General features: G+C 68.6%; 18 protein-coding genes and 2 pseudogenes. 9 read left to right on the top strand and 11 right to left on the bottom strand.

The annotated features are described in order from the left end of the window. Window positions 1-160: 160 nt before the first annotated feature. Entirely contained in the window at window positions 161-514 is a 354-nt protein-coding gene (locus tag ABZO29_RS04830) for a hypothetical protein (protein WP_367318865.1), read from the top strand. 69 nt (window positions 515-583) lie between these two features. Continuing rightward, the gene (locus ABZO29_RS04825; RefSeq protein WP_367318864.1) at window positions 584-1414 is read left to right on the top strand and encodes a hypothetical protein; all 831 of its coding nucleotides are present in this window, start codon (window positions 584-586) and stop codon (window positions 1412-1414) included. A gap of 472 nt (window positions 1415-1886) precedes the next feature. Here the strand turns inward: ABZO29_RS04825 and ABZO29_RS04820 are convergent, their stop codons facing one another. Continuing rightward, on the bottom strand, window positions 1887-3092 hold the full coding sequence (locus ABZO29_RS04820) for an MFS transporter (protein WP_367318863.1): 1206 nt from the start codon (window positions 3090-3092) through the stop codon (window positions 1887-1889). Between the two features lie 304 nt (window positions 3093-3396). Further along, complete coding sequence (gene tnpA, locus ABZO29_RS04815) at window positions 3397-3813, bottom strand: IS200/IS605 family transposase (protein WP_367318161.1); 417 nt, start codon at window positions 3811-3813, stop codon at window positions 3397-3399. 27 nt (window positions 3814-3840) lie between these two features. Between tnpA and ABZO29_RS04810 the strand changes: the two are divergent. Beyond that, window positions 3841-5087: pseudogene (locus ABZO29_RS04810) on the top strand (RNA-guided endonuclease InsQ/TnpB family protein). A gap of 311 nt (window positions 5088-5398) precedes the next feature. Here the strand turns inward: ABZO29_RS04810 and ABZO29_RS04805 are convergent. From ABZO29_RS04805 to ABZO29_RS04795, 3 genes are read right to left on the bottom strand one after another with little or no spacing between them, the layout of a single operon-like run. Beyond that, window positions 5399-6943: a long-chain fatty acid--CoA ligase gene (locus ABZO29_RS04805; protein WP_367318862.1), complete on the bottom strand. Its 1545-nt coding sequence runs from the start codon at window positions 6941-6943 to the stop codon at window positions 5399-5401. 11 nt (window positions 6944-6954) lie between these two features. Then, on the bottom strand, window positions 6955-8076 hold the full coding sequence (locus ABZO29_RS04800) for a DUF5938 domain-containing protein (RefSeq protein WP_367318861.1): 1122 nt from the start codon (window positions 8074-8076) through the stop codon (window positions 6955-6957). Window positions 8077-8118: 42 nt separating this feature from the next. Next, entirely contained in the window at window positions 8119-8922 is an 804-nt protein-coding gene (locus ABZO29_RS04795) for an SDR family NAD(P)-dependent oxidoreductase (protein ID WP_367318860.1), read from the bottom strand. A gap of 259 nt (window positions 8923-9181) precedes the next feature. On the opposite strand from ABZO29_RS04795, the gene ABZO29_RS04790 reads away from it, so the two are divergent. Further along, window positions 9182-9826, top strand: coding sequence for a TetR/AcrR family transcriptional regulator (locus ABZO29_RS04790; RefSeq protein WP_367318859.1), 645 nt, complete (start codon window positions 9182-9184; stop codon window positions 9824-9826). Window positions 9827-9941: 115 nt separating this feature from the next. Here the strand turns inward: ABZO29_RS04790 and ABZO29_RS04785 are convergent, their stop codons facing one another. Further along, window positions 9942-10982, bottom strand: a complete 1041-nt coding sequence (locus ABZO29_RS04785) for a hypothetical protein (protein WP_367318858.1) — start codon at window positions 10980-10982, stop codon at window positions 9942-9944. 484 nt (window positions 10983-11466) lie between these two features. Between ABZO29_RS04785 and ABZO29_RS04780 the strand changes: the two genes are divergently transcribed. Beyond that, window positions 11467-12585: an IS630 family transposase gene (locus ABZO29_RS04780; protein ID WP_367318857.1), complete on the top strand. Its 1119-nt coding sequence runs from the start codon at window positions 11467-11469 to the stop codon at window positions 12583-12585. Here the strand turns inward: ABZO29_RS04780 and ABZO29_RS04775 are convergent, their stop codons facing one another. Then, a complete protein-coding gene (locus ABZO29_RS04775) occupies window positions 12586-12939 on the bottom strand; it encodes a type II toxin-antitoxin system PemK/MazF family toxin (protein WP_367318856.1) in 354 nt (117 codons plus the stop codon). Between the two features lie 425 nt (window positions 12940-13364). On the opposite strand from ABZO29_RS04775, the gene ABZO29_RS04770 reads away from it, so the two are divergent. The 3 genes and pseudogenes from ABZO29_RS04770 to ABZO29_RS04760 form a co-directional block, all read left to right on the top strand. After that, the gene (locus tag ABZO29_RS04770) at window positions 13365-16727 is read left to right on the top strand and encodes a discoidin domain-containing protein (protein WP_367318855.1); all 3363 of its coding nucleotides are present in this window, start codon (window positions 13365-13367) and stop codon (window positions 16725-16727) included. A 284-nt stretch (window positions 16728-17011) separates the two neighbouring features. Beyond that, window positions 17012-17599, top strand: a complete 588-nt coding sequence (locus ABZO29_RS04765) for a substrate-binding domain-containing protein (protein WP_367318854.1) — start codon at window positions 17012-17014, stop codon at window positions 17597-17599. 266 nt (window positions 17600-17865) lie between these two features. Continuing rightward, window positions 17866-17973 (top strand): annotated as a pseudogene (locus ABZO29_RS04760) (alpha/beta hydrolase); the annotation flags it as partial. Between the two features lie 69 nt (window positions 17974-18042). Here ABZO29_RS04760 and ABZO29_RS04755 read toward each other — a convergent pair. From ABZO29_RS04755 to ABZO29_RS04745, 3 genes are read right to left on the bottom strand one after another with little or no spacing between them, the layout of a single operon-like run. Beyond that, window positions 18043-18720 carry a 3-oxoacid CoA-transferase subunit B gene (locus ABZO29_RS04755; RefSeq protein ID WP_367318853.1) on the bottom strand — a complete coding sequence of 226 codons (678 nt, stop codon included), beginning with the start codon at window positions 18718-18720 and terminating at the stop codon, window positions 18043-18045. Beyond that, window positions 18717-19388, bottom strand: a complete 672-nt coding sequence (locus ABZO29_RS04750; RefSeq protein ID WP_367318852.1) for a 3-oxoacid CoA-transferase subunit A — start codon at window positions 19386-19388, stop codon at window positions 18717-18719. The genes ABZO29_RS04755 and ABZO29_RS04750 overlap by 4 nt, the downstream gene beginning before the upstream one ends. Continuing rightward, window positions 19385-20587, bottom strand: coding sequence for an acetyl-CoA C-acyltransferase (locus ABZO29_RS04745; protein WP_367318851.1), 1203 nt, complete (start codon window positions 20585-20587; stop codon window positions 19385-19387). Before ABZO29_RS04745 ends, ABZO29_RS04750 begins: the two co-directional genes overlap by 4 nt. 82 nt (window positions 20588-20669) lie before the next feature. On the opposite strand from ABZO29_RS04745, the gene ABZO29_RS04740 reads away from it, so the two are divergent. Further along, a complete protein-coding gene (locus tag ABZO29_RS04740) occupies window positions 20670-21557 on the top strand; it encodes a LysR substrate-binding domain-containing protein (protein WP_367318850.1) in 888 nt (295 codons plus the stop codon). Between the two features lie 104 nt (window positions 21558-21661). Here the strand turns inward: ABZO29_RS04740 and ABZO29_RS04735 are convergent, their stop codons facing one another. Continuing rightward, entirely contained in the window at window positions 21662-22639 is a 978-nt protein-coding gene (locus tag ABZO29_RS04735) for an MFS transporter (protein ID WP_367318849.1), read from the bottom strand. Window positions 22640-22644: the final 5 nt, after the last annotated feature.

Here is a 22644-nt window from a genome sequence, read left to right as displayed (position 1 = left end):
AGCTATCAGGTCAATCACCCCAGGCCGGCCTGCCCGTGCGACCAGGCCGCGCCCGGGCGGCCCACTCCCGAAACTCCGTGGCTGTCGTGAGGGGGCTGCCGGTACTGTCGGGGTTCCCGGCCGGCCGCTCGGCGGCCATCAGATCCAGAGAGCCATTCCCGTGACCAGCCAGCAAGCGACAACGACCCTGTGGCGTCCCACCGGCCCCAAGGAACTCCAGCTGGTGCGCGAGTTGGACTGGCGTGCCTGGCCGCCCCGGCTCCCGGAGCAGCCGATCTTCTACCCGGTCCTCAACGAGGACTACGCCATCAAGATCGCGCGTGACTGGAACGTCAAGCACGACGGCGCCGGCTTCGTCACCCGGTTCGAGGTCGAATCGGAGTTCCTTCAGAGGTACCCCGTCCAGCAGGCAGGCGGACGGACGATCCTCGAGCTGTGGGTACCGGCTGAGGAGCTCGACGAGTTCAACGCCCACATCGTCGGCAAGATCCAGGTCGTTCACGAGTTTCGCTGAGCTGAACACTCTGCGCCACGCCCCGTCCGCTTCCCGAGCGACACGCTCCCGGACCATTAGCGTGCGGTCATGGCACTTGGCCTGCTTCTCGCGCTCTGCGCCTGCGTCCTGATGGGAACGGCGACCGTCTTCCAGGCGCTCGGCGCGCGGGCGGTGGCCGCCGGGGGGCCGGGTGCGGCGGTGCGGGCCACATGGCAGTGGCCGTTCCTCGTCGGGATCGCTCTCGACACGCTGGGCTTCGTGTCCGAACTGCTCTCTCTGCGCTCGGTCCCGCTCTTCCTGGTGGAAGCGGCGGTCGCCGGGTCCCTGGCGGTCACCGCGGTCGTCGCGGCGGGCATGCTCCGCATCCGGCTGCGGCGGATGGAGTGGGCGGCGGTCGGCGCTGTGTGCTGCGGGCTGGCGCTGATGGCGATCGCGGCAGGCCGTGAGAAGGGCGGGGACGGCGACGACACGATGCGTCTTGCTGTGCTGGCGGCCTCGGTCGGGCTCGCGGTGCTGGGCTGGGGGGTGAGCACCCGATGGGGCCGCGTGGGTCACCGTGCCGCGGTGCTGGGCGGTATGGCGGGGGTCAGTTTCGGTGTGGTGGCCGTCGCCGCCCGGTTGCTGCCGGGCCTGGCCGTGCCGCACATCCTCGCCGAGCCGGCGGCGTACGCCGTGGTCCTCTCCGGGCTCTCCGGCTATCTGCTGCTGATCGGGGCCCTCCAGTCGGGTGCGGTCACCGCCGCCACCGCCGCGATGGTCATCGGCCAGACGGTCGGGCCCGCGATCTTCGGCATCGTCTGGCTGGGCGACACCACCCGGCACGGGCTCGCGCCGCTCGCGGCGGCCGGGTTCGCACTCTCGATCGCCGGCGCGCTGACGCTGGCCCGCTTCGGCGAGGCGGAGCAGCACACCGCGTAGGCGCACCGCCTGGGACAGGGCAGGCGTGAGGTGGTCTGCCTCGCCCACCCGGACGGGGCACCGCACGTCGACCGTTACCTGATCTCCCAGGTTGAGAACGCCCAGGTCCACGCTCGAAGAAACCGCAGCAACTCCTTGCGGGCGCGCCGGGTCATCGACGCCGACCCTGGCTGTTCCGGTGGCGCACGACTTCCGTCATCGCCTCGCCGTGCGCCTCGGTGGCGGGGGGTGGGAGAGCACCCTGCCGCGCCAGTCCCCCCGGCACCAACTCGACCGGCACGATCCGCCCACCCGGCACCCGCCCGAGACGAACCCGCCGCATCCCGCCGGGCCCGAGCCGGCAGATCAGCCGGTACGCGCCTATGTGTGACGGGCCATCGGGGGACAGTGGACGCATGGCATCCGATCTCGGCGCGACTCCGCGTGGGATACGGCCACATGCCCGGTCAAGCGGGAACCGGATGGTGTCCCTTCACACGGAGTGTTCGGCCTGCAGGGGGAGAGACCTGGCTCGGTGTGCGGCAACGGCCATGACGATGACCGAGGCCAGGGCGATGCCTGCGCCGACGTAGAGCGGCGCGGCGTAGCCGAGACCCTCGCTGATGGCCAGGCCTCCGAGCCAGGCACCAAGGGCGTTGCCGATGTTGGATGCGGACACGTTGGCGCTTGCCGCCAGTGCCGACCCGTGGGCGAAGTCGGTGACGCGAGTGATCATTCCGGGCACGCCGGCGAACCCGGACACCCCCATCAGGAAGACGAGTATCACCGAGGCGGCGGGGCTGGCGGCCAGCAGACCGAACACGGCCAAGGTGACGGTCAGTCCGAGCAGGGCGAGGATCAAAGCCCGGTCGCGGTCACGGTCGGCCGCGCGCCCTCCGACCAGGTTCCCGACGACCAGGCCGACGCCGTACACCATCAGCAACCAGGCGACATCCGCCGGGGAGAAGCCGCCGACCTCGGTGAACGTGTAGGCGATGTAGCTGAACGCACCGAACATCCCGCCGTAGCCGAGTGCGGTGGCCGTCAGGGTCAGCCAGACCTGCCAGGACCGGAAAGCACGGAACTGAGCCCGCAAACCGACGGCCGGTATCGGATCGGAGCGGCCCGTCACCGTCGGAGGCCGCGTCCGGCCCGCCCAACCGGGGACGAGGGTGACGATTCCCGCCAGCGCGAGTACGCCGACGGCGGTGACCGCCCAGAAGGCCGCTCTCCAGCCCCAGCGCTCACCGACCAGCGCGCCGAACGGCACGCCCAGGACGTTCGCAACCGTCAGCCCGGCGAACATCACCGCCACCGCACGGGACTTCTTCTCCGGCGCGACCAGACTGCGGGCGACCAGCGAGCCGATACCGAAGAACGAACCGTGACAGAGTGCCGCGACGATCCGCCCGAGCAGCATCACCGGATAGCTCGGCGCGAGAGCGGACAACAGGTTGCCGATGACGAACAAGGCCACCAGGCCGACCAGGACCTGTTTGCGGGGCAGCCGCGCCGTCGCCGCGGTCAGCGCGATCGCGCCGATCGCGACACTCAACGCATACCCGGAGATCAGCCGGCCCGCGGCCGCCTCTGACACCGCGAAACTCGACGCCACCTGCGGCAGCAGCCCGGCGATCAGAAACTCCGTCAGACCGATGCCGAAACCGCCGAGTGCCAGTGCGATGAGTCCACTCGGCATCCGTCTCTCTCCGATCGCGCGCGCCCAACGAGTCGCGCGGTACGGGACCTCCCGCCGCGGCATGCTGGTCACCAATATGCCATCACAGGTGCGGAGTTCGTACGAGTGGCCGTCGTCTCGACGATCTCCTGCCAACGTGCCCCGTGAGCACAAGAGCATGTCCGAGGCGAGGCCGCGGGGCCGTACCCTCGCGCCGTCGGAACGATCACGCCTGCGAACATGGACCGGTTACCGGGACTCTTGCAGAATGCCCCGGCGTTCACGCCGGGGCTGAATGCATCTCAAGGCTGTTCTGACGTGCACGTTAGAGCGGACGTTGTTGCTGCTCGATGTACTGGCGGACGATTGCCAGGGGTGCTCCGCCGCACGATGCGGAGAAATACGAGGGCGACCACAGGTGCCCGTGCATGATGGCACGGTTGATCCGGCCGGTGAACTCCTGCCGTATCCGGCGGGCGGAGACGCCCTTGAGGCTGCCCACCAGCTTGGAGACGGCGACCTTGGGCGGGTAGTGCACCAGGAGGTGGACGTGATCGCGTTCGCCGTTGAACTCCTTCAGCTCCGCTTCGAAGTCCTCGCAGACCTTGCGCATGATCTCTTCGCAGCGCGTCAGCATCTCGTCGTTGAACACCCCGCGCCGGTACTTCGTCACGAAGACCAAGTGCACATGCATCGCCGAAACAACATGTCTTCCACGCCTGTAATCGTCCTGCCCATCCATGAGACCAATCGTAGTAGGATCTTGGGTGTGCAGCTCCGCTACAACTACCGGGCCTACCCGGACGCCTCCCAGCGCCGCGCGCTGGCCAGTGCGTTCGGCTGTGCCCGCGTGGTGTGGAACGACTGCCTGCGCGACCGCAAAGAAGCACACGCTGCAGGGCTGCCGTACGTGACGTCGGCCGAGCTGTCCCGGTTTCGCATCACCCAGGCCAAGCGCACCGGGGAACGCGCCTGGCTCGCCGACGTGTCAGCGGTCGTCCTGCAACAGTCCCTGCGGGACCTCGACACCGCCTACAGAAACTTCTTCGACAGCCTCACGGGCAAGCGGCAGGGCCGCAAGGTCGGCCCTCCCCGCTACAAGTCGAAGAAGGACACCCGGCAGTCGATCCGCCTGAACACCAACGCCTTCTGCCTGAAGGACGACGGCACGGTGTACGTGGCCAAGGTCGGCGACCTCAAGGTCACGTGGTCCCGCAGGCTTCCGGCCGCACCCACGTCCCTGACCGTCACCAAGGACAGCTGCGGCCGGTACTTCCTCAGCTTCGTCGTGGACACCGAGCCGGACACCCTCCCAGAGGTGGAAGCGCAGTCCGGTATCGACCTCGGCCTGTCCGCCTTCGCCGTCCTCTCCGACGGCAGCAAGATCGTCAGCCCGCGCTTCCTGCGCCGGGCGGAGAAGAAACTCAAGCGCCTTCAGCGGGAGCTGTCCCGCAAGGCCAAGGGATCGAAGAACCGGGCCAAGGCCCGCATCAAGGTCGCACGCCAGCACGCCAAGGTGGCCGACCGGCGCCGGGACTTCCACCACAAGGCATCCACACAGATCATTCGCGACAACCAAGCGGTGTACGTGGAGGACCTCGCGGTGTCCGGCCTCGGCCGTACCCGGCTTGCCAAGTCCGTGCACGATGCAGGATGGTCCGCGTTCGTCGGCATGCTGGAGTACAAGGCGGCTCTGCACGGCCGCACCTTCGCCAAGGTGGACCGCGCTTTCCCGTCCTCGCAGGTCTGCTCGGCCTGCGGATTCCGGGACGGCCCCAAGCCCCTGCCCGTCCGGGCGTGGACGTGCGGCGAATGCGGCACCGTGCACGACCGCGACCACAACGCAGCCCGCAACGTCCTCTTCGAAGGACGCCGAAAAGTCGCCGCCGGACGGGCGGAGACGCCAAACGCCTGTGGAGCGCCGGTAAGACCAGGACGAAAGTCCCGGCACAGCGCGGTGAAGCAGGAAGCCCCCGGAAGGGTCAGCCGACCCAGGCCGGAATCCCTGGACCTTAGGCCAGGGAGCACGTCAACGATCCGATCCGCGACCCCGCGCAGCCCGTCCGCCCTGCGCCAAGGAGAACAGCACCGCATGTCGCAGGCGCCCCCGATCCCATGACCCTGGCATTCACCGCCTGGTAGTCGACAGGGCCCGGCGTCCGGGCCGCTGCTCCCTCCCAGCACACCCGCCTCGGTTTCCGGACGAGGCAAGTCCCGGTTCCTCGAACGGACTTGCCTCGTCCCCGCCTCGCCAGGGCACCTGGACGCCTCTGCTCGAAGCCGACGCCGGCAACCTGCCGACCGCCGACCCGGCCACCCGCACCTTGTCAGATCTGCGAACTCCCGTGCAGCAAGCGGGATCTGACCTCGTTCTTGAGGACCTTGCCGACCTTGGAGCGGGGGAGGTCCGGCCACACCTCGACCTGCTTGGGGGCCTTGACGCTGCCGATGCGGGCCCTCACGAAGGCGCGTACGTCGTCGTCGGTGACGCTCTGTTGGGAGTGCAGCTGCACGACCGCCGTCACCCGCTCGCCCCACTTGTCGTCCGGCAGTCCGACGACCGCACAGTCCTGGACGGCCGGATGTTCCATCACCGCCTGCTCGACTTCTGCGGAGTAGACGTTGAAGCCACCGCTGATGATCATGTCTTTCGCGCGGTCGACGATGAAGAGGTAGTTGTCGGCGTCGAGGTAGCCGATGTCCCCGGTGTGGTGCCAGCCGTGCCGGGAGGCCTCCTCGGTGGCTGACGGGTTCTTGTAGTAGCCGGCCATCACCAGGGAGCCGCGCACCACGATCTCGCCGCGCTCGCCGGTCGGCAGTAGTCGGCCTTCGCTGTCCATGATGGCCACGGTCACCAGCGGGGCGGGGCGCCCGGCGGAGGTGAAGCGCTCGACGGCGAGCGAGCCGTCGGCGTGGAAATGGTCCTCGGGCGCCATCGTCGAGATCATCATCGGCGCCTCGGACTGACCGAAGAGCTGTGCCAATACCGGGCCGATCCGGTCGATGGCCTCCTCCAGCCGGGCCGCCGACATGGGGGCCGCGCCGTACCAGAGGCAGCGCAGCGACGTCAGGTCGGTGGATGCCAGGCCGGGGTGGCCGAGGAGCATGTAGATCAGGGTCGGGGGCAGGAAGGTGTGGGTGACGCGGTGGCGTTCGACGTGCGCGAGGAAGTCGGTGAGGTCGGGGGCCGGCATGATGACGATCTCGCCGCCGAGGTTCATGACGGGGAAGCACAGCACCCCGGCCGCATGGGTCAGCGGGGCCAGTGCCAGGTAGACCGGGCGGCTGCCGAAGGGGTAACTCATCAGCGTCAGCGCCGACATCGTCTCGATGTTCCGGTCGGTGAGCATGACGCCCTTGGGGCTGCCGGTGGTGCCGCCGGTGCCGACGAGCATGACGGTGTCGTCGGCCGGCGATGCCTCCCACGGCTCGGCGCTCACGCCGTCCAGCCAGCGTGCGAAGGGGATGCCCAGGTCCGGTGATCCGTCGAGGCAGACCAGCGTGGTCAGCTTCGGCAGGTCCGGGAGGATCTTCGCGACCAGGGGGGCGTAGGCCTCCTGGAAGATCAGGCAGGTGCAGTCGAAGAGGTCCAGCAGGTCGCGGTTCTCGGCGGCTTCGTTGCGGGGGTTGACCGGACACCACACGGCGCCCGCCCGGGAGATGCCGAAGACGCAGGAGAACGCGGTGGGGTCGTTGGCGGACAGGATCGCCACTTTGTCCCCCGGTCGTACGCCTGACCGGTCCAGGGCTCGCGCCACCCGCCAGGCGAGTTCCTGGACCTCGCCATAGGTGAGGGTGCGGTCCCTTGTGGTGAGGCAGGGCGCTCCGGGCCCCAGCGAGGCGCCCTTGTCGAGGTAGTCGGTCAGACGCACGGCAGGACCTTTCAGCTGTGGACGGTGAGTACCGGGTCGAGCACGAGCCCGAAACTCTTGAGTACGCCGAGCAGTTCGCGGTGGCCGAAGGCCTGGCAGGCCGAAGCCAGGCCGACGCGGCGGGGCGGCTGCTGGAGCAGTGAGTACGCGGCGTACGCCTGGAGCAGCCCGGTCTGCTTGTAGTTGCTGTTGCCGTGGATCACGCAGTGGGCACGGCCCAGCGGGCCCGAGGCGTGGACGGAGTCCAGCGAGGTGTTGATCCGCGGGTTCTCCCGGGGCGGCATGCCGGCCTGGACCGAGGCGGCCACCTGGGCGAGGGCGGCGTCCTGTTGGCCGGCCGGGAGGGTCTTGATCTGCGACTCGACCATCTTCACCGTGTCGACGACGCCCTGCATGACGGTGCGGTCCATGACCCCGCCGAGCACCCTGCACGTCGCCACCCTGGGGTCGTTCCTGAACCACACCGGGTGGCTAGTGCCGCCCCACGGCAGGGCCAGCGCCGTCGCGTGCTGTCCGGGGACGGCGACCTCGACGGCGGTGAGCGGGTCCCACTTCTTGTACTGGTTCTCCTCCAGGTAGTGCCAGTCGGCCTTCAGGATGGTGAAGATCGTCTGCGTCGAGGCGTACGTCGGGAATCCCTTCCACAGCACGAGGATGTCGAGGGTGTCCAGTCCCGGGGTCTCCAGGCAGATGTTGGCCGCGATCTCCCCGGTGGTGTACATCTGCGCGACACCGGGGGAGAGCAGGAGCCCCTTCTCTGCGTACTGGTCGCCCCATCGCGCCTGCGCGTCGAGGACCCAGTCCTGCTCGCCGGTGGTGTCGAGGTAGTGGCATCCGGCCGCGAGGGCTGCCGCCACGACCTCCGGCCCGTACTTGATGAACGGGCCGACCATGTTGCAGACGACCCTGGCGCCGCGGAACAGCTCGGTCAGCGGTCCGACCGCGTGCTCGACCTCGACGACCTCGTGGTCCACGGTGTCGATGCCGGGGACCTTGTCGAGGACTTCCTGGATGCGCGCCTTGTCGCGTCCGGCGGCGATGAAGGGGACGTTGTACTCGCGCAGGTACTCGCAGACGAGGCGGCCGGTGTAGCCGGAGGCGCCGTAGACGACGACGGGCTTGTCATTGCTCATGGTCATGCGTCCTTTCGGAGGAGGGAGAAATCCAGGGACCCGTCACATGCCCATGCCGCCGTCGACCGGCAGGCCGGCGCCGGTGATGAAGCGGGCGCCGTCGGAGGCGAGGAAGACCACTGCGTCGGCCATGTCGGCGACCTCGCCGAGTCGCCCGAGCGGGGTCAGGCCGATGACGTCGCCGACGGCTGCCTCCGCGCTGGGCCACAGGCCGAGGGTCACCATGTCGGCAGCGAGTTGGGCGCCCATTTCGGTCGGTACCAGTCCGGGGTAGACACAGTTGACGCGTACGCCGTAGCCGAGCTTTCCGGATTCCAGCGCGGCCACCCGGGTGAGCCGGTCGACCGCCGACTTCGTCGCGGCGTAGCCCGCGATGCCGGGGAACGCGATGGTGGCCGCGACCGACGCGATGTTGACGACCGCACCGCCGTTGCCGGCCGGGCCGCCGGGCCGCATCGCGCGGAACGCGTGCTTGATGCCGAGCGCGGTCCCGAGGACGTTCACGTCCAGCATCCGGCGGACGTCGGCGGGGTCGAGGTCGACGACCAGACCGGAGATCTCGACTCCGGCGTTGTTGACGACGATGTCCAGACCGCCCAACTCGGCGATCGTCTGTGAGACGGCCGATTCCCAGCTCGCGTCCTCGGTCACGTCGAGCGAGACGAACCCGGCGGTGGCGCCGGACTCCCGCAGCGCATCGGCCGTCGCCTTGCCCAGCTCCTCCTGGATGTCGCCGATGACGACGGCGGCGCCGGCCCGGGCAAGCGCCTCGGCCATCCCCGCACCCAGTCCGCGAGCACCGCCCGTCACCAGGGCCCTGCGTCCGGTCAGGTCGTACACACTCATGGAACATCTCCTCGTTGAGATGACTGCACCGCGTGACAGCGCCGCACGCTCAGCCGCAGACCAGCAGCCCGGGACCGTGGGACGCAGCGCCAGCGTCCTGGAAGTCTTGACACTCGTCAAGACTTTCTTGGACAGTCGTCAGAACTTTCTTGGACGACTGTCAAGATTTTGCTGGGTGCCGGTCGTGGGCCGCGATAACCTGGTGGGGCCCGTACGGTGCGGGCGGGTGTAAGGGCCGAGGCAGGCGGGGAGAGGTGCTGTGACCCAGGTCGTGGGCAAGAACCAGGATCGGATCTCCCGGCGTCAGGTCGACAAGTTCGGCGAGCGGCGGGCGCAGCTGGCCGCGTCCGCGCTGCAGACCCTGTCGGAGCTCGGCTATGCCCGTACGAGCCTGCGTGAGATCGCACAGAACTCCGAGTTCTCCCACGGCGTCCTGCACTACTACTTCCGCGACAAGGTGGAGCTGATCACTTACTGCGTGCGGCAGTACAAGGCGGAGTGCGTCACGCGGTACGACCGGATCGTCATCACCGCCGGCTCGGCCGAGGAGCTCAAGCACGGCTTCGGCGCCGCGATGGCCGGAACGTTGCGTGAGGACGCGACGATGCACCGGCTTTGGTACGACCTTCGCAACCAGGGCTTGTTCGAGGAGTCGTTCCGCGACGACGTCCTCGAGATCGATCAGAGCCTGGAACAGATGATCTGGCGCATCGTCAGTCAGTACGCGGAACTCGTCGGCTCGCCCGTCACGGTGTCCTCCGCGGTCGCGTACGCGATCTTCGACGGCCTGTTCCAGCAGGCGCTGCTCAGGTACCTGACCGGTCTCGAGAGCGCCCCGGCCGACCTGCAGGCGGGTGTGGAAGAGCTCTTGGAGCGGCTGGTCACCCACGGCGGCGCCGCCTGAGGCAGCCGGCGCTCGCCTGAGCCAGGTGGACGGTGTGGAGTCAGTCCGACACGGCGGAGGTCACGCCGACGGAGCCCAGCGACAACACCCTCATCGGATCCGCATCCTTCTCAGATCAGCGGGAGTCCACCATCGTGAACTGCACGACGATGACCTTCGGCTTGCCTGTCGGGGTGAGCTCTGCGAGGCCCTGGCCCTGGTCCTCGTTGGTGATCGAGTCCCGGCCTGCGGGGTCGTAAACCGCTTCCGCTTCGGTCGGGTTGATGTGGAAACTGCTCATGTACTGAGGCTTGAGCATCCGCACATGGGCGTACGCGCTCGGAAAGACCGCGAGTGCGCCGCCGTTGGCGAGCCTCAGCGCGTACACATCCTTGTGCACCGGTTCCATGCCATAGAACTTCAAGATCGAGTAGGGGGCCAGGTTGCCCGTGAGGCGCTGGTTGTGGTCGTGGAGCGCCTTTTCGGTGGACGGGGTGGAGGCAAGCCCCTTGCCCTCCCTGGCGCCGCCGGTTTCGAGCAAGTCCTCATAGGCAAAAGCGAGTTGGTCGGGGGCAAGCGCTCCGACGGGCTTGGCCGGGTCGACGGGCGTGGCCAAACCCTGGCTGTCGGTGGCGACCTCGGGCAGCGGTGTCTCTCCCTCGTAGAGAGAGGCCACCATCTTGTAGGTGCTGCCGAATTTGTCGAAGATCATCAGGACTTCTTGCTCGGTGCTGTTGGAGTTGGTGGCCTTGACCGCGAACCATGTGGCCGTACCGGTAGCCGGAATCAAGTACTGTCGGTCCCTATAGAAGAACGCTTTTCCGAATTCTTTCTGGTCCTTCGCCGACCAGGCCTTCCACTGCTCGTAGCAGGCCTGCGACTGCTCGTAGGTCTGCCCGGCCTCGACGGTGGCCAGCAGCTTCTTGTCCCGGACCTTGTTCGCCTTGTTGTTGACGGCCTCATAGTGGTCAACGATCTCCGCCGCCTGTTGGCGGGTCACGACTCCGGTGGGTGCGGGGGCACCGGAGGCCTTTGGCTTTCCGGCATCGCCGACCGCGGCACGCTCGTCGGAGCCCGAGCGGCACGCGGTGAGTATGACGGCCGCCGCCATACCGAGCGCGATGAGGTGTGCGCCCTGCCGGCGCGTGGGGAAGGCCCTGGCTTGAGGGGACGTCATGGTTGGGGTACATCTCCATGTCTGATACGTAGGTAGGGTTTCCCAGTGATTGCCCTGCAATGCGCGCAGGACGGCGGAATCAGCGTTATTCACGAATCGTCACCAGCACTGCGGAGCGGCTTGTCGGACCGGGACCGCGTCAACTCGGCCCTCGAACGCTCCGGCGCTCAACGGGACAGCGAGCCTGCGACGACCTCTTGCGGTCGGTGAGGCGGCGAGTCGTTCGCTCAAGAGAAGGAGACTGGTCCTCAGCCGACCTCAGCCAGGCTGCTTTCGACGGGGAACCCAACAGCACGGCCATCCTCACCTGGGGCGGATTCTTCCCCGCCTGTGCACGTCGCGCCGGCGAGGCCTTGCCCCACTCTGTGCCACAAGAGCCCGCCCCGCATCCGTGTTTCTACGGTACTTCTACAGAGGTTCTCTACAGAGCCGCGACAGTGTGATTGAGCGTTGAGGTGGCAGCGGGTGGGCATGGGGAGGCGGGATGGCGTTACCGGTCAGGGTCCGTGGGCTGACCGAGCAGGAGGGGCAGAAGCTGCAGCAGATCGTTCGGAGGGGCAGCACCAGTTCGGTGCGGTTTCGGGGGGCGATGATGGTGCTGGCCTCGGCCGGCGGCAGCACGGTCCCGGTGATCGCGCGGTTGGTCCAGGCGGATGAGGACACCGTCCGCGACGTGATCCACCGCTTCAACGAGATCGGGCTCGCATGCCTGGACCCTCGGTGGGCGGGAGGCCGTCCCCGCCTGCTGAATCGTGACGACGAGGACTTCGTCATCCAGACGGCCGCCACCCGCCCAACCCTGCTGGGCAAGCCCTTCACCCGCTGGTCGGTCCGAAAGCTCGCCGACCACCTGCGGCGCAACGTCTCCCGGCCAGTGCTGATCGGCCGGGAAGCCCTGCGCTGTCTGCTGCCCCGCCGGGGGATCTCCTTCGAGCGCACGAAGACCTGGAAGGAGTCCCCGGACCAGGCCTTCGATGCCGAGCTCGCCAGGATCGAGTACGCGATCAACGAAAGACCGGACCGCACGTTCGCGTTCGACGAGTTCGGCCCCCTCGGCATCCGTCCCGTCGCCGGATCCTGCTGGGCCAAGCAGGGCAAACCGAACCGGCTGCCGGCCACCTTCCGCCGCACCCACGGGATCACCTACTTCCACGGCTGCTACTCGGTCGGCGACGACAAACTGTGGGGCGTCAACCGCAGACGCAAAGGCATCGACCACACCTGGGCAGCCCTGCGATCGATCCGGGCCACCCGCCCGGACGGCGGCCCCATCTACGTGATCCTCGACAACCTCTCCGCCCACCTGAACTGGAGAATCCGCAGGTGGGCGGCAAAGAACAAGGTCGAACTGTGCTTCACCCCGACCCACGCATCCTGGGCGAACCCCATCGAGGCCCACTTCGGGCCGCTGCGGCAGTTCACCCTGGCCAACTCGCATCATCCGAACCACTCGATCCAGACCCGGGCCCTGCACGCCTTCCTGCGCTGGCGGAACAAGAATGCGCGCCACCCTGACGTCCTGGCCGCCCAGCGCAAGGAACGCGCCCGCATCCGCAGCGAGAAGGGCCTTCGCTGGGGAGGCCGACCCCCGCTCGTTGCCTGATCAAGCAGCCTGGTGCGCCGCCTGCTCGAGTCCACCGGCACGGAGGGCATCCTCGATCTCGCCGAGCTTCGCTGACGACAAGACTCCCACCTGCTCGGTCAGATCTTCCTGGGCCAGCGTGACCAGCCAAGTGCACGGGATAAGACCGGGACGTGGCAGCGCCACTCGAAGGACGCCCTCGAGAGGCAGCCCCTCGGGCGCCCCCACTGCCACCTCGACGGCCACACCGCTGATCTCGGTCCCCGCAGGAGCGACGACCTGCATCGCTCGGAACCCGGACGCTTCGTCTCCTGACAGCAGTACTACCGGCCGCCGCTCGTCAAAGTCCGCCAACCAGACCTCGCCGCGCTGCATCTGCCCTCCCGACGCAGGATCGCGGGGGAACCTTGCACGCCCCGGACCGAATACCTCATTGTCGGCCGTAATCCAACCAGTCCAGCGGTCGCAGCGGCCAGCGAACCCGGTGAACCTTCGCGGTCACAGCACTAGGTGATCCTGGCCGGAAGGCTAGCCGGATTCCAAGACCGCGGAGGACAGCATGGGTTCCGCAGATCAACGGACCAGCCTCGACGGATAGCGCACGGCAACGCCCGGTCGCTGTTCGGCTTGAACTGAGCCGTACCGTTGTGAGGCCTCAGGGCCCACCCGATGGCACGAAACTTGTGGGTTTCCTGTGTCCAGGCCATTGACAGCGATTGTGTGGAGGGTCAAGTATCTCCGCTGCATCGATCGAATTGAATCGATTCAACCCCACCCCCCCTCCCTCAGAAGGTCCCGCGATGCAGCTCATCTCACGCCGCTCCGCCCTGCGTTCCGCCATCGCCGTCGCCCTCGCGCCCACCCTTGGTTCGATGCTCGTGCCAGGGCTCGCCCCCACGGCCTCGGCCGCCGTCTCCTGGAGTGCGAAGTGGATCTGGGCGCCGTCGAGCACGACCAACCAGTGGGTGGCTTTCCGCAGATCGTTCACCCTGGGCTCCGCGCCGTCCAAGGCCGTGACGCAGATCGCGGCGGACTCCAAGTACTGGCTCTGGGTGAACGGCACGCTGGTGGTCTTCGACGGTCAGCTCAAGCGCGGCCCCAACCGCACGGACACCTACTACGACGAGATCGACCTCGCCCCCTACCTGACCAGCGGCAGCAACACGGTGGCCCTGCTGGTGTGGTACTTCGGCAAGCAGGGTTTCTCGCACAGCAGCAGCGGCAGGGGCGGGCTCCTGTTCCAGTCCGACATCCAGGTCGGCTCGTCGACCACCCGGCTGATCAGCGACACCAGTTGGAAGCACACCGTCCACCCGGGCTACTCGAACAACACCAGCGGTACGCAGGTGAACTTCCGGCTGCCCGAGTCGAACATCTACTACGACGCCCGAGCCGCCGCCGTCGTGTCGGGCTGGCGCTCCCCGGGCTTCAACGACGGCGGCTGGACGGCGCCGACCGATTACGGTGCCGCAGGCGCCGCGCCCTGGAACGCCCTCGCCGAGCGGCCGATCCCGCTGTTCCGCTACTCCGGTCTGAAGTCCTACACCAACGCCGCCTCACTGCCGTCCACGGGTCAGGGCTCCACCGCGATCTCGGCCACCTTGCCGTCCAACATCCAGGTGACCCCGTTCCTGAAGGTGGACGCGCCGGCCGGTGCGGTGATCGGCATCCACACCGATCACTACGACGACGGCGCGGGTCTGACCGGGATCGAGCCGGGAACTCAGTACAACATGCGCGCCACCTACGTCTGCACCGGCGGTGTCCAGGAGTTCGAGCCCCTGGCGTGGATGAGCGGTACGGCTGTGCGGTACACGATCCCGGCGGGTGTCACCATCCTCGACCTGAAGTACCGGGAGTCGGGCTATGACACCGACTTCGCGGGCTCGTTCAGCAGCAGTGACGCTTTCCTGGACACCCTGTGGACCAAGGCTGCGCGCACGATGTACGTCAACATGCGCGACAACTACATGGACTGCCCCACCCGTGAGCGGGCCCAGTGGTGGGGTGATGTCGTCAACCAGCTCAAGGAGGGCTTCTACACCTTCGACACCCGCTCCCACGCACTCGGCAAGAAGGCCATCGCCCAGCTGGCCGCCTGGCAGAAGGACAGCGGAGCGCTGTACTCACCGGTTCCGGCGACGATCTGGACCGCCGAACTGCCCGTGCAGATGCTCGCCTCGGTGTGGTCGTTCTGGACGTACTACCTCTACACCGGCAACGCGAGCGCCGTCACCGGCGCCTACCCGGCGGTGAAGAAGTACCTGAACCTGTGGAGCCTGGACAGCGACGGCCTGGTCAACCACCGCGCCGGGGACTGGGACTGGGAGGACTGGGGCAGCAACATCGACGCCCGCGTTCTGGACAACTGCTGGTACTACCTGGCCCTGGACACCGCCGCCAAGCTGGCCGACCTCAGCGGCAACAGCGGCGACACGGCCGGATGGCAGGCCAGGCGCGACAGCATCAAGGCCAACTTCGACCGCGTGCTGTGGAACGCCTCCAGGAACGAGTACCGCTCGCCCGGCTACACCAGGGACACCGACGACCGCGCAGGCGCCCTCGCCGTCGTCGCGGGCCTGGCTCCCGCCTCCCGCTACCGCGCGGTGACCGAGGTGCTGCGCACTCACCTCAACGCCAGCCCCTACATGGAGTTCTACGTCATCGAGGCGCTGTATCTGATGGGCGCGGCCACCGTCGCCGAGGAGCGGATGCGCAACCGCTACGCCGCCCAGGTCGCCGACCCCGCCTGCTACACGCTGTGGGAGCTGTGGGCCAAGGCCGACGGCACCGACAACCATGCATGGAACGGCGGCCCGCTGTACGCGCTGTCCGCCTACGCCGCCGGTGTCCGTCCCACGCAGCCGGGTTGGACGACGTACGACGTCGTACCTCAGACAGGCACGCTCACGAAGATCAACACCGTCGTGCCCACGGTCAAGGGCGACATCCGCCTCGGCATCACACGTGACGGCGGCAACGTGACTCTGACGCTCACCTCGCCGGGCGGGACGACCGCTCGTGTGGGTGTGCCCACCTACGGCGGCGCCCAGCCGGTCATCAACGCCAACGGCACCACCGTCTACACGAACGGCTCCGCCACCGGCAGCGTCAGCGGCCTGACGTACGTGAGCAGGGACTCCTCGTACGTCTACTTCACGGTCCAGCCGGGCACCTGGACGTTCACGGCCACCGGCACGGGCCGTCTCGACAACCTCGCCCTGGGCAAGCCCGTTTCCAGCAACAACAGCCTGGAGAACAGCAACTGGGGCCGGAGCCGGCTCACCGACGGCACGCTGACCAGCGTGACCGGCGCCAGGGGCTACACCAGCAACGAGTTCACCTCCGCCGATGTCAGCGCGAACCCCGTGTGGGTGGAGATCGACCTGGGCGTGGACACCGATCTCGACGCCGTGCGCCTTTTCCCGCGCACCGACACCCCGGCAGCGGGCGGTGGCACGGCCGGCTTCCCCGTCGACTTCACGATCCAGACCCGCCCCGACGGATCCAGCACCTACACCACCGTACGTACCGTCAGCGGCCAGCCGAATCCCAGCGGACTGGTGCAGACGTACGGTTTCAGGACGACGACCGCCCGCTACGTCCGTGTGCAGGCCACCAGGCTCGGGACTCCCGCTTCGGACGAGACGACCAAGTACCGCCTCCAGCTCGCCGAACTCACCGTCCCCACCGCCGCGACCACCGTCACCAGCAACTACACACTGGAGAACGGTGACTGGGGCAAGACCCGGGTCCTGGACGGCACCCTCACCAGTGTGACCGGCGCCAAGGGCTTCACCAGCATCGACTTTTCCTCCGCCGACGTCAGCGGCACGCCCGTGTGGATCGAGGTCGACCTGGGCGCCGACCGGGCCATCGGCTCCGTCGTCCTTCACCCGCGCACCGACACTGCGGCGGCCGGGGGCGGCACGGCCGGCTTCCCCGTCGACTTCGCCCTGCAGACCCGTGCGGAGGGCGCGAGCACGTACACCACCGCCCGTACCGTCACCGGACAGAGCAACCCCAGTGGAGCCGCCCAGACGTACACGCTCACCTCTGCCACCGGCCGCTACCTGCGCCTGCGCGCCACGAGGCTTGGGGCACCCGCTTCCGACGAGACGTCCAAGTACCGTCTCCAGCTCGCTGAGATCCGCGTCGGCTGACGGGGCGCGGCTACGTCGATGCCGTCCAGGGCACCTTGCGCCTGGACGGCATGGACCGGTGCGGCCACAAGGAGGTCAGCTGCTCGGGTCCGCGCTCCGGCGACGTGATGCCCGCGGAGCATGGCCCTGTGGAGGGCGTCGTGCTCGGGTGAGGCGGGCAGGGGGCCGCGGGCCGGGGTCTCCAAGGACTGGATCAGCAGGGCGACGACGCGTCGCCAGGCGTCGGGGGCGGCATCGCCGGTGGCGTTGACGACGCCGGCGTTGGCCATGTGGATCAGTACCAGGTGTCCGAGGAGCCGATCGGCGCGATGCAGGCCCGCCACCTCGCCGAATCACACCGCCGGCTCGGCTACGCCTACCCGGACCTGACGAGGCTCGGTGTCCTGGCCCGGCCGCGCCTGGACGGGGTGCGCAAGGTCTGCGCCGAACGCGGCCTCCCGGAACCGGAGGTCCGCACCGTCCCCCTCGAGCCGAACGGCGCCGCGGAGGCGGTGAAGGCCTGGCTCGCCGCCGACCCGCCGGTGACGGGCATCTGCGCGTTCAACGACGACATCGCCCTGGCCGTGCTGGGCGCCTTGCCGTCCCTCGGGCTGCGCGCGCCGCACGACCTCGCCGTGATCGGCGTCGACGACATCCCCGGCGGGGCCCTGGCCCGGCCACCGCTGACCACGGTCGTCCGCGACACCGACGTCATCGCGCGGGGACTGGCCCGCCGGATCGTCGACACGCTGGACGGGAAGGAGATCCCGGGCGACCCCGTCCAGGACGCGCTTCGGATCCACGTCCGGGAATCCGCCCGACGGGCTGTTCCGCCCTGCGAAGGGGTACGCCGTGCCCGGACGGGGGACCCCGGAATGCTCGTCGACGTATGAGGACGTCTTCGCCCGGCGCTCCACGACCACGTTGCCCCGGTCCCACCGTTCCGCGATGCCGCCGCACTTCCACAGCGGGCCGCACGCAGGTGTGACGACCGATCCCCGACGAGGCCCCGATGACCACACCCCCTCCGCCCTTCGATCCGGAGCTGGCCGCCGCGCTTGGGGAAGTCGGCGGCCAGGCGCCGACCACGGCTGTCCCGGACGGCATCCCAGCGGCGAGGGAGCAGCTCAACGACCTGCTCGCGCTCATGACGACCGAATGGCCGGGCGGCTACCACGGGTTCGACGGTCTGGTGCCGCGGGCCGCGCTGTCCGTGGATGCCCGCGCCGCCCGGCTGCGCTGGCTGCGCCGGCTCCTGGATCAGTGACCGGGGGAGGGGGCCTCCCCCAGTCACTGATCGCCGAGCGTCATGCGGAAAATCGGGCGGCAGACTCCTCTATGCGATCGCCGGTGCCAGAGGTACGTCGAGACGGGCCACGAGCTCGTCGTAGGTGATCCCGAAGGTTTCGAGCACCGTGGCGCCTTCGGGGCCGACACGGAACGTCGCGAGGTCGGTGTAGACGCGGTCGACGCACCCCAGCCCGGTCAGCGGGTAACTGCATTCCGGCACCAGTTTGGGCGAGCCGTCCTTCGCGAAGAGCGTCATCATGACGAAGACCTTCTTGGCGCCGATCGCGAGGTCCATGGCGCCGCCGACAGCAGGGATCGCGTCGGGCGCGCCGGTGTGCCAGTTCGCCAGGTCACCGACGGCCGAGACCTGGAAGGCGCCGAGCACGCAGATGTCGAGGTGGCCGCCGCGCATCATCGCGAAGGAGTCGGCGTGATGGAAGTAGGCCGCTCCCGGCAGCTCCGTGACCGCGATCTTCCCCGCGTTGGTGAGATCGGGGTCCACTTGACCGGGCTTGGCTGCGGGGCCCATGTTGAGCATGCCGTTCTCGGTGTGCAGCACCACCCCGGATCCCGCCGCCAGGTGATCGGCGACCAGCGTCGGCTGGCCGATGCCCAGGTTGACGTAGGAGCCGTGCGGGATGTCGCGCGCCACCATGGCGGCCATCTCGTCCTTGCCCAGCGGCCCCCGGCCGAGGTTCTCCACCAGTGCGGTAATCGAGTTCATGCTGCCGCTCCCGCCTGAACGACACGGTCGACGTAGATGCTCGGCGTCACGACGGCCTCCGGGTCGATCTCTCCGATCTCGACGATCTCGCGGACCTGTGCCACGACCGTCGTCGCGGCGGTGGCCATGACCGGTCCGAAGTTGCGGGCGGTCTTGCGGTAGACGAGGTTGCCCATCCGGTCGGCTCTGTGGGCGCCGATCAGCGCCACGTCACCCTTGATCGGGTACTCCAGGACGTAGGTGCGGCCGTTTATCTCCCGGGTCTCCTTCCCCTCCGCCAGGGGGGTGCCGACGCCCGTGGGCGAGAAGAACGCACCGATGCCGGCACCGGCCGCGCGCATCCGTTCGGCGAGGGTGCCCTGTGGCACGACCTCGAGCTCGATCCGACCCTCGCGGTAGAGCCGGTCGAAGACCCACGAGTCGGACTGGCGGGGGAAGGAGCACACGATCCTGCGCACCCGTCCCTTGGCCAGCAGCGCGGCCAGCCCCGTGTCGCCGTTGCCGGCGTTGTTCGACACCACGGTCAGATCGGTCGCACCCTGCCGGATGAGCGCGTCGATCAACTCGACGGGCATGCCGGCCATGCCGAACCCTCCGACCAGCACCGTTGAGCCGTCCTTGATCCCCGCCACGGCCTCGTCCGCATCCGCGCACACCTGAACAGTCATCGGGCCTGCTCCGCAACGTTCTCCAGGACGACCGCCAGGGCCTGTCCGACACCGATACAGATCGCGGCGACGCCCCACCGCTGCCCCGACTCGCGCAGCCGGGCGGCGAGGGTGCTCAGGATGCGGCCGCCGGAGGCGCCGAGCGGATGGCCGATCGCGATCGCACCGCCCTTGGCGTTCACGATGGCCGGATCGATCTTCCAGGCATCCACGCAGGCCAACGACTGAACGGCGAAAGCCTCGTTGAGTTCGACCGCCGACACCTCCGACCAGGAGATCCCGGCCCGCTTCAGCGCCCGCTCGGCCGCCTCGACCGGCGCGAATCCGAACATCTGCGGTTCCAGTGCCGATGCACCGCGGCCCGCTATGCGAGCCAGCGGTGCGAGGCCGATGCGGGACGCCGCCTGCTCCGAGCCGATCAGCACGGCAGAGGCACCGTCGTTCAGTGGTGAGGCGTTCCCGGCGGTGATGACTCCGTCGGGGCGGAACGCCGGCTTGAGGCCGGCCAGCTTCTGCGGCGTGGAGCCGGGCCGGATGCCCTCGTCGCGGGCGAGCAGTGCCTCGCCGTCCTGTACGACGGGAACCACCAGGTCGTCGTAGAAACCGGAGTTCCAGGCGTCGTCCGCGAGCTGGTGCGAGCGGGCGGCGAACTCGTCCTGTCTCTCCCGGGAGATGGTGAACCGCTCGGCCAGCTGCTCGTTCGCCTCGCCCAGGGAGACGGTCCATTCCTTCGGCATGCGTTCGTTGACCAGCCGCCATCCCAGGGTGGTCGACACGGCGGTCACGTTGCCGGCGGGGAAGGCGCGTGACGGCTTGGGCAGGACCCACGGCGCACGCGTCATCGACTCCACCCCGCCGGTGAGGACGATGTCGGCGTCACCGCTCTCGACGGCGCGCGAGCCGATGATCGCCGCGTCGAGCGAGGAGCCGCACAGCCGGTTGACGGTCGTGGCCGGCACCGACGTCGGCAGCCCCGCCAGAAGGACCGCCATGCGACCGACGTTCCGGTTGTCCTCGCCCGCGCCGTTGGCGTTGCCCCAGACCACGTCTTCGATCAGCGCGGGGTCCAGCGACGGCGCCTTGGCCAGGGCTCCTGAGAGGGCGACGGCGGCGAGGTCGTCGGGCCGGACCTCGGCGAGCGCTCCACCGAACCGCCCGAAAGGCGTTCTCACTGCGGTGTAAACGAAGCTTGCAACCATGGTCCCAACGTAGGTTCCGGGATTGTTCTCGTCCAATATTCAGTTCTGCTTGATTAATCACTGACACAGATAAGATGTGGTCATGGAACTCCGGCATGTCCGCTACTTCCTCGCTCTCGTCGAGGAACGCCACTTCGGCCGCGCCGCCCAGCGTCTGCACGTGGCCCAGTCGGCCCTCTCCCAGCAGCTCAAACAGCTGGAGCGACAGCTCGGGACGCCGCTCTTCACCCGGTCCACACGCCGCGTGGAGCTCACCGAGGCCGGCCGTCATCTGGTCCCCCACGCGCGGTCGATCCTGGCCGAAGTGGAGCGGGCGGAGGACCAGATGGCACTGCTCGCCACCGGCCGGGCCGGACGCGTGTCCGTCGGGTTCGTCGGAACCGCCACCTACGACGTCCTGCCGCAGATCGCTCGTACGGTACGGGCGCAACTGCCGGGCGTGTCCCTGGAGCTGCGCGGCGAGCTGCTGAACCCCGAGCTGGTCGAAGGCCTGCTCCAGGGCACCTACGACCTCGCCCTGTTGCGGAGCGGCACTCCGGTGGACGCCGCCGTCGAGGTCACCGCCCTCCGGTCCGAACGCCTGGTGGCCGTCCTGCCCACCGGGCATCCGCTGGCGGGCCGCCGCGAGATCCCTCTCGCAGCCCTCGCGGACGAGCCGATCGTCGTCCATCCCTCCCGCGACCGTTCCTCCATGCACGGCCGTGTCCTTGCGGCTTGCGCCCGTGCCGGCTTCGAACCCTCCGCTCTGGTCGAGGTCGGCGAGACGGCGACTCTGGTCGTGTTCGTCGCCGCGGGTCATGGCGTCGCCCTGGTCCCGGAGTCGGTGCAGAGTCTGCGCGTCGACGGTGTGACGTACCTGCCGCTCGTCGAGGCCGAAACCGTCGAACTGGGGCTGGCGCGCCGAGCAGGCCGGCGCTCGGCGGCGACGGAACAGGTCGCGGCGGTCATCGAGAAATGTGTGAGGCGCTGAGCAGGGCAGCAGGGCCTTCGGGCACTCGGTGCGTCGCGCAGTCCGAGCTGCCAGGAGGCCCCTGCCCTCGCGCACGGTCCGTCAAGGGAGTGCCCGCCGGTGACTCACGTCTGCTCCGCGAGGGGACGTGCGGTCCCGCCCGCACCCCCGTGCTCGGCCCGAGCTTCCGTTTCCGGTGCGCGGGGAACCAGCCCGATCAGTACGGCGCCGATGACGCCGGGTACGGCGAGTGCGTAGAAGTTCCACTGGAACGCCGGCCCGGCTCCGATGATGAGCCCGAGCAACGGCGGGGCGAGCATCGAGCCCGGACGGCCGAAGCCCAGCGTCCAGCCCATCGCCGTGGCGCCCATGCGAACGGGATAGTGCTCGGAGACATGGGCCAGGACGAACGTCTGCGTCCCCATCGCCCCGACGCCACCCAACGCGACGGCGGCGTACAGCACCGTCGTGGGCAGCCGCAGGCTGAGCAGGATCACTGACACGCTGGATACCAGAAGTGTCGTGGTGATGATCGGCTTGGAGCCGAGTCGGTCGGCTGCCGGAGAGATGGCGAGTGTGCCGACGACGGCCCCGAGGTTGAACACGAGCAGGAAGCCCAGTGCGGAGCCAGAGGAGTAGCCGGCGCGATGCATGATCTCCGGAAGCCAGGTGTTGAAGCCGTAGATCATGAACAGGCACAGGCACGTCATCAGCAGGAAGCACAGAGTCGCCACGACGTGGGCGCGCGAGAAAAGGGCCTTGACCGACGACATGCCGCCCGAGCTGTCCCCGGACCGGGGTGTGCCCGACTCCGGTGCGGCCGTCTTCGTCTCGTCCAGGGCGATGTTCCAGCGGTCGGCCGTCCTCTCCGCCTCGGTGTGGCGCCGCTTCGCCACGAGGAAGGCGATCGACTCGGGCAGGAACCTGAGGGCGAGTGGCACGACCAGGACGAGCGGGAGGAGGCCGATCAGGAACATCGCCTGCCAGCCGAAGCGCGGAATCGCGAAGATGGCGGCGAAAGCGGCGATGATGCCGCCTTCGGGAAAGCCGCTGAAGAGGATCGGCAGGCCGCGGGCGGACGCCGGCTGGTCCTCGATGTTCACGGTCG

The sequence above is a fragment of the Streptomyces sp. HUAS ZL42 genome, assembly GCF_040782645.1.
Lineage (GTDB): Bacteria > Actinomycetota > Actinomycetes > Streptomycetales > Streptomycetaceae > Streptomyces.
This window is presented reverse-complemented; position numbering and strand designations above follow the sequence as displayed.

Coding starts and splice junctions, on each gene's coding strand:
- ABZO29_RS04780 (WP_367318857.1), top strand. CDS start 11,467: ATGGCGTTACCGGTCAGGGTCCGTGGGCTGACCGAGCAGGAGGGGCAG.
- ABZO29_RS04820 (WP_367318863.1), bottom strand. CDS start 3,092: ATGCCGAGTGGACTCATCGCACTGGCACTCGGCGGTTTCGGCATCGGT.
- tnpA (WP_367318161.1), bottom strand. CDS start 3,813: ATGGATGGGCAGGACGATTACAGGCGTGGAAGACATGTTGTTTCGGCG.
- ABZO29_RS04770 (WP_367318855.1), top strand. CDS start 13,365: ATGCAGCTCATCTCACGCCGCTCCGCCCTGCGTTCCGCCATCGCCGTC.
- ABZO29_RS04800 (WP_367318861.1), bottom strand. CDS start 8,076: ATGAGCAATGACAAGCCCGTCGTCGTCTACGGCGCCTCCGGCTACACC.
- ABZO29_RS04745 (WP_367318851.1), bottom strand. CDS start 20,587: ATGGTTGCAAGCTTCGTTTACACCGCAGTGAGAACGCCTTTCGGGCGG.
- ABZO29_RS04795 (WP_367318860.1), bottom strand. CDS start 8,922: ATGAGTGTGTACGACCTGACCGGACGCAGGGCCCTGGTGACGGGCGGT.
- ABZO29_RS04750 (WP_367318852.1), bottom strand. CDS start 19,388: ATGACTGTTCAGGTGTGCGCGGATGCGGACGAGGCCGTGGCGGGGATC.
- ABZO29_RS04825 (WP_367318864.1), top strand. CDS start 584: ATGGCACTTGGCCTGCTTCTCGCGCTCTGCGCCTGCGTCCTGATGGGA.
- ABZO29_RS04785 (WP_367318858.1), bottom strand. CDS start 10,982: ATGACGTCCCCTCAAGCCAGGGCCTTCCCCACGCGCCGGCAGGGCGCA.
- ABZO29_RS04775 (WP_367318856.1), bottom strand. CDS start 12,939: ATGCAGCGCGGCGAGGTCTGGTTGGCGGACTTTGACGAGCGGCGGCCG.
- ABZO29_RS04755 (WP_367318853.1), bottom strand. CDS start 18,720: ATGAACTCGATTACCGCACTGGTGGAGAACCTCGGCCGGGGGCCGCTG.
- ABZO29_RS04740 (WP_367318850.1), top strand. CDS start 20,670: ATGGAACTCCGGCATGTCCGCTACTTCCTCGCTCTCGTCGAGGAACGC.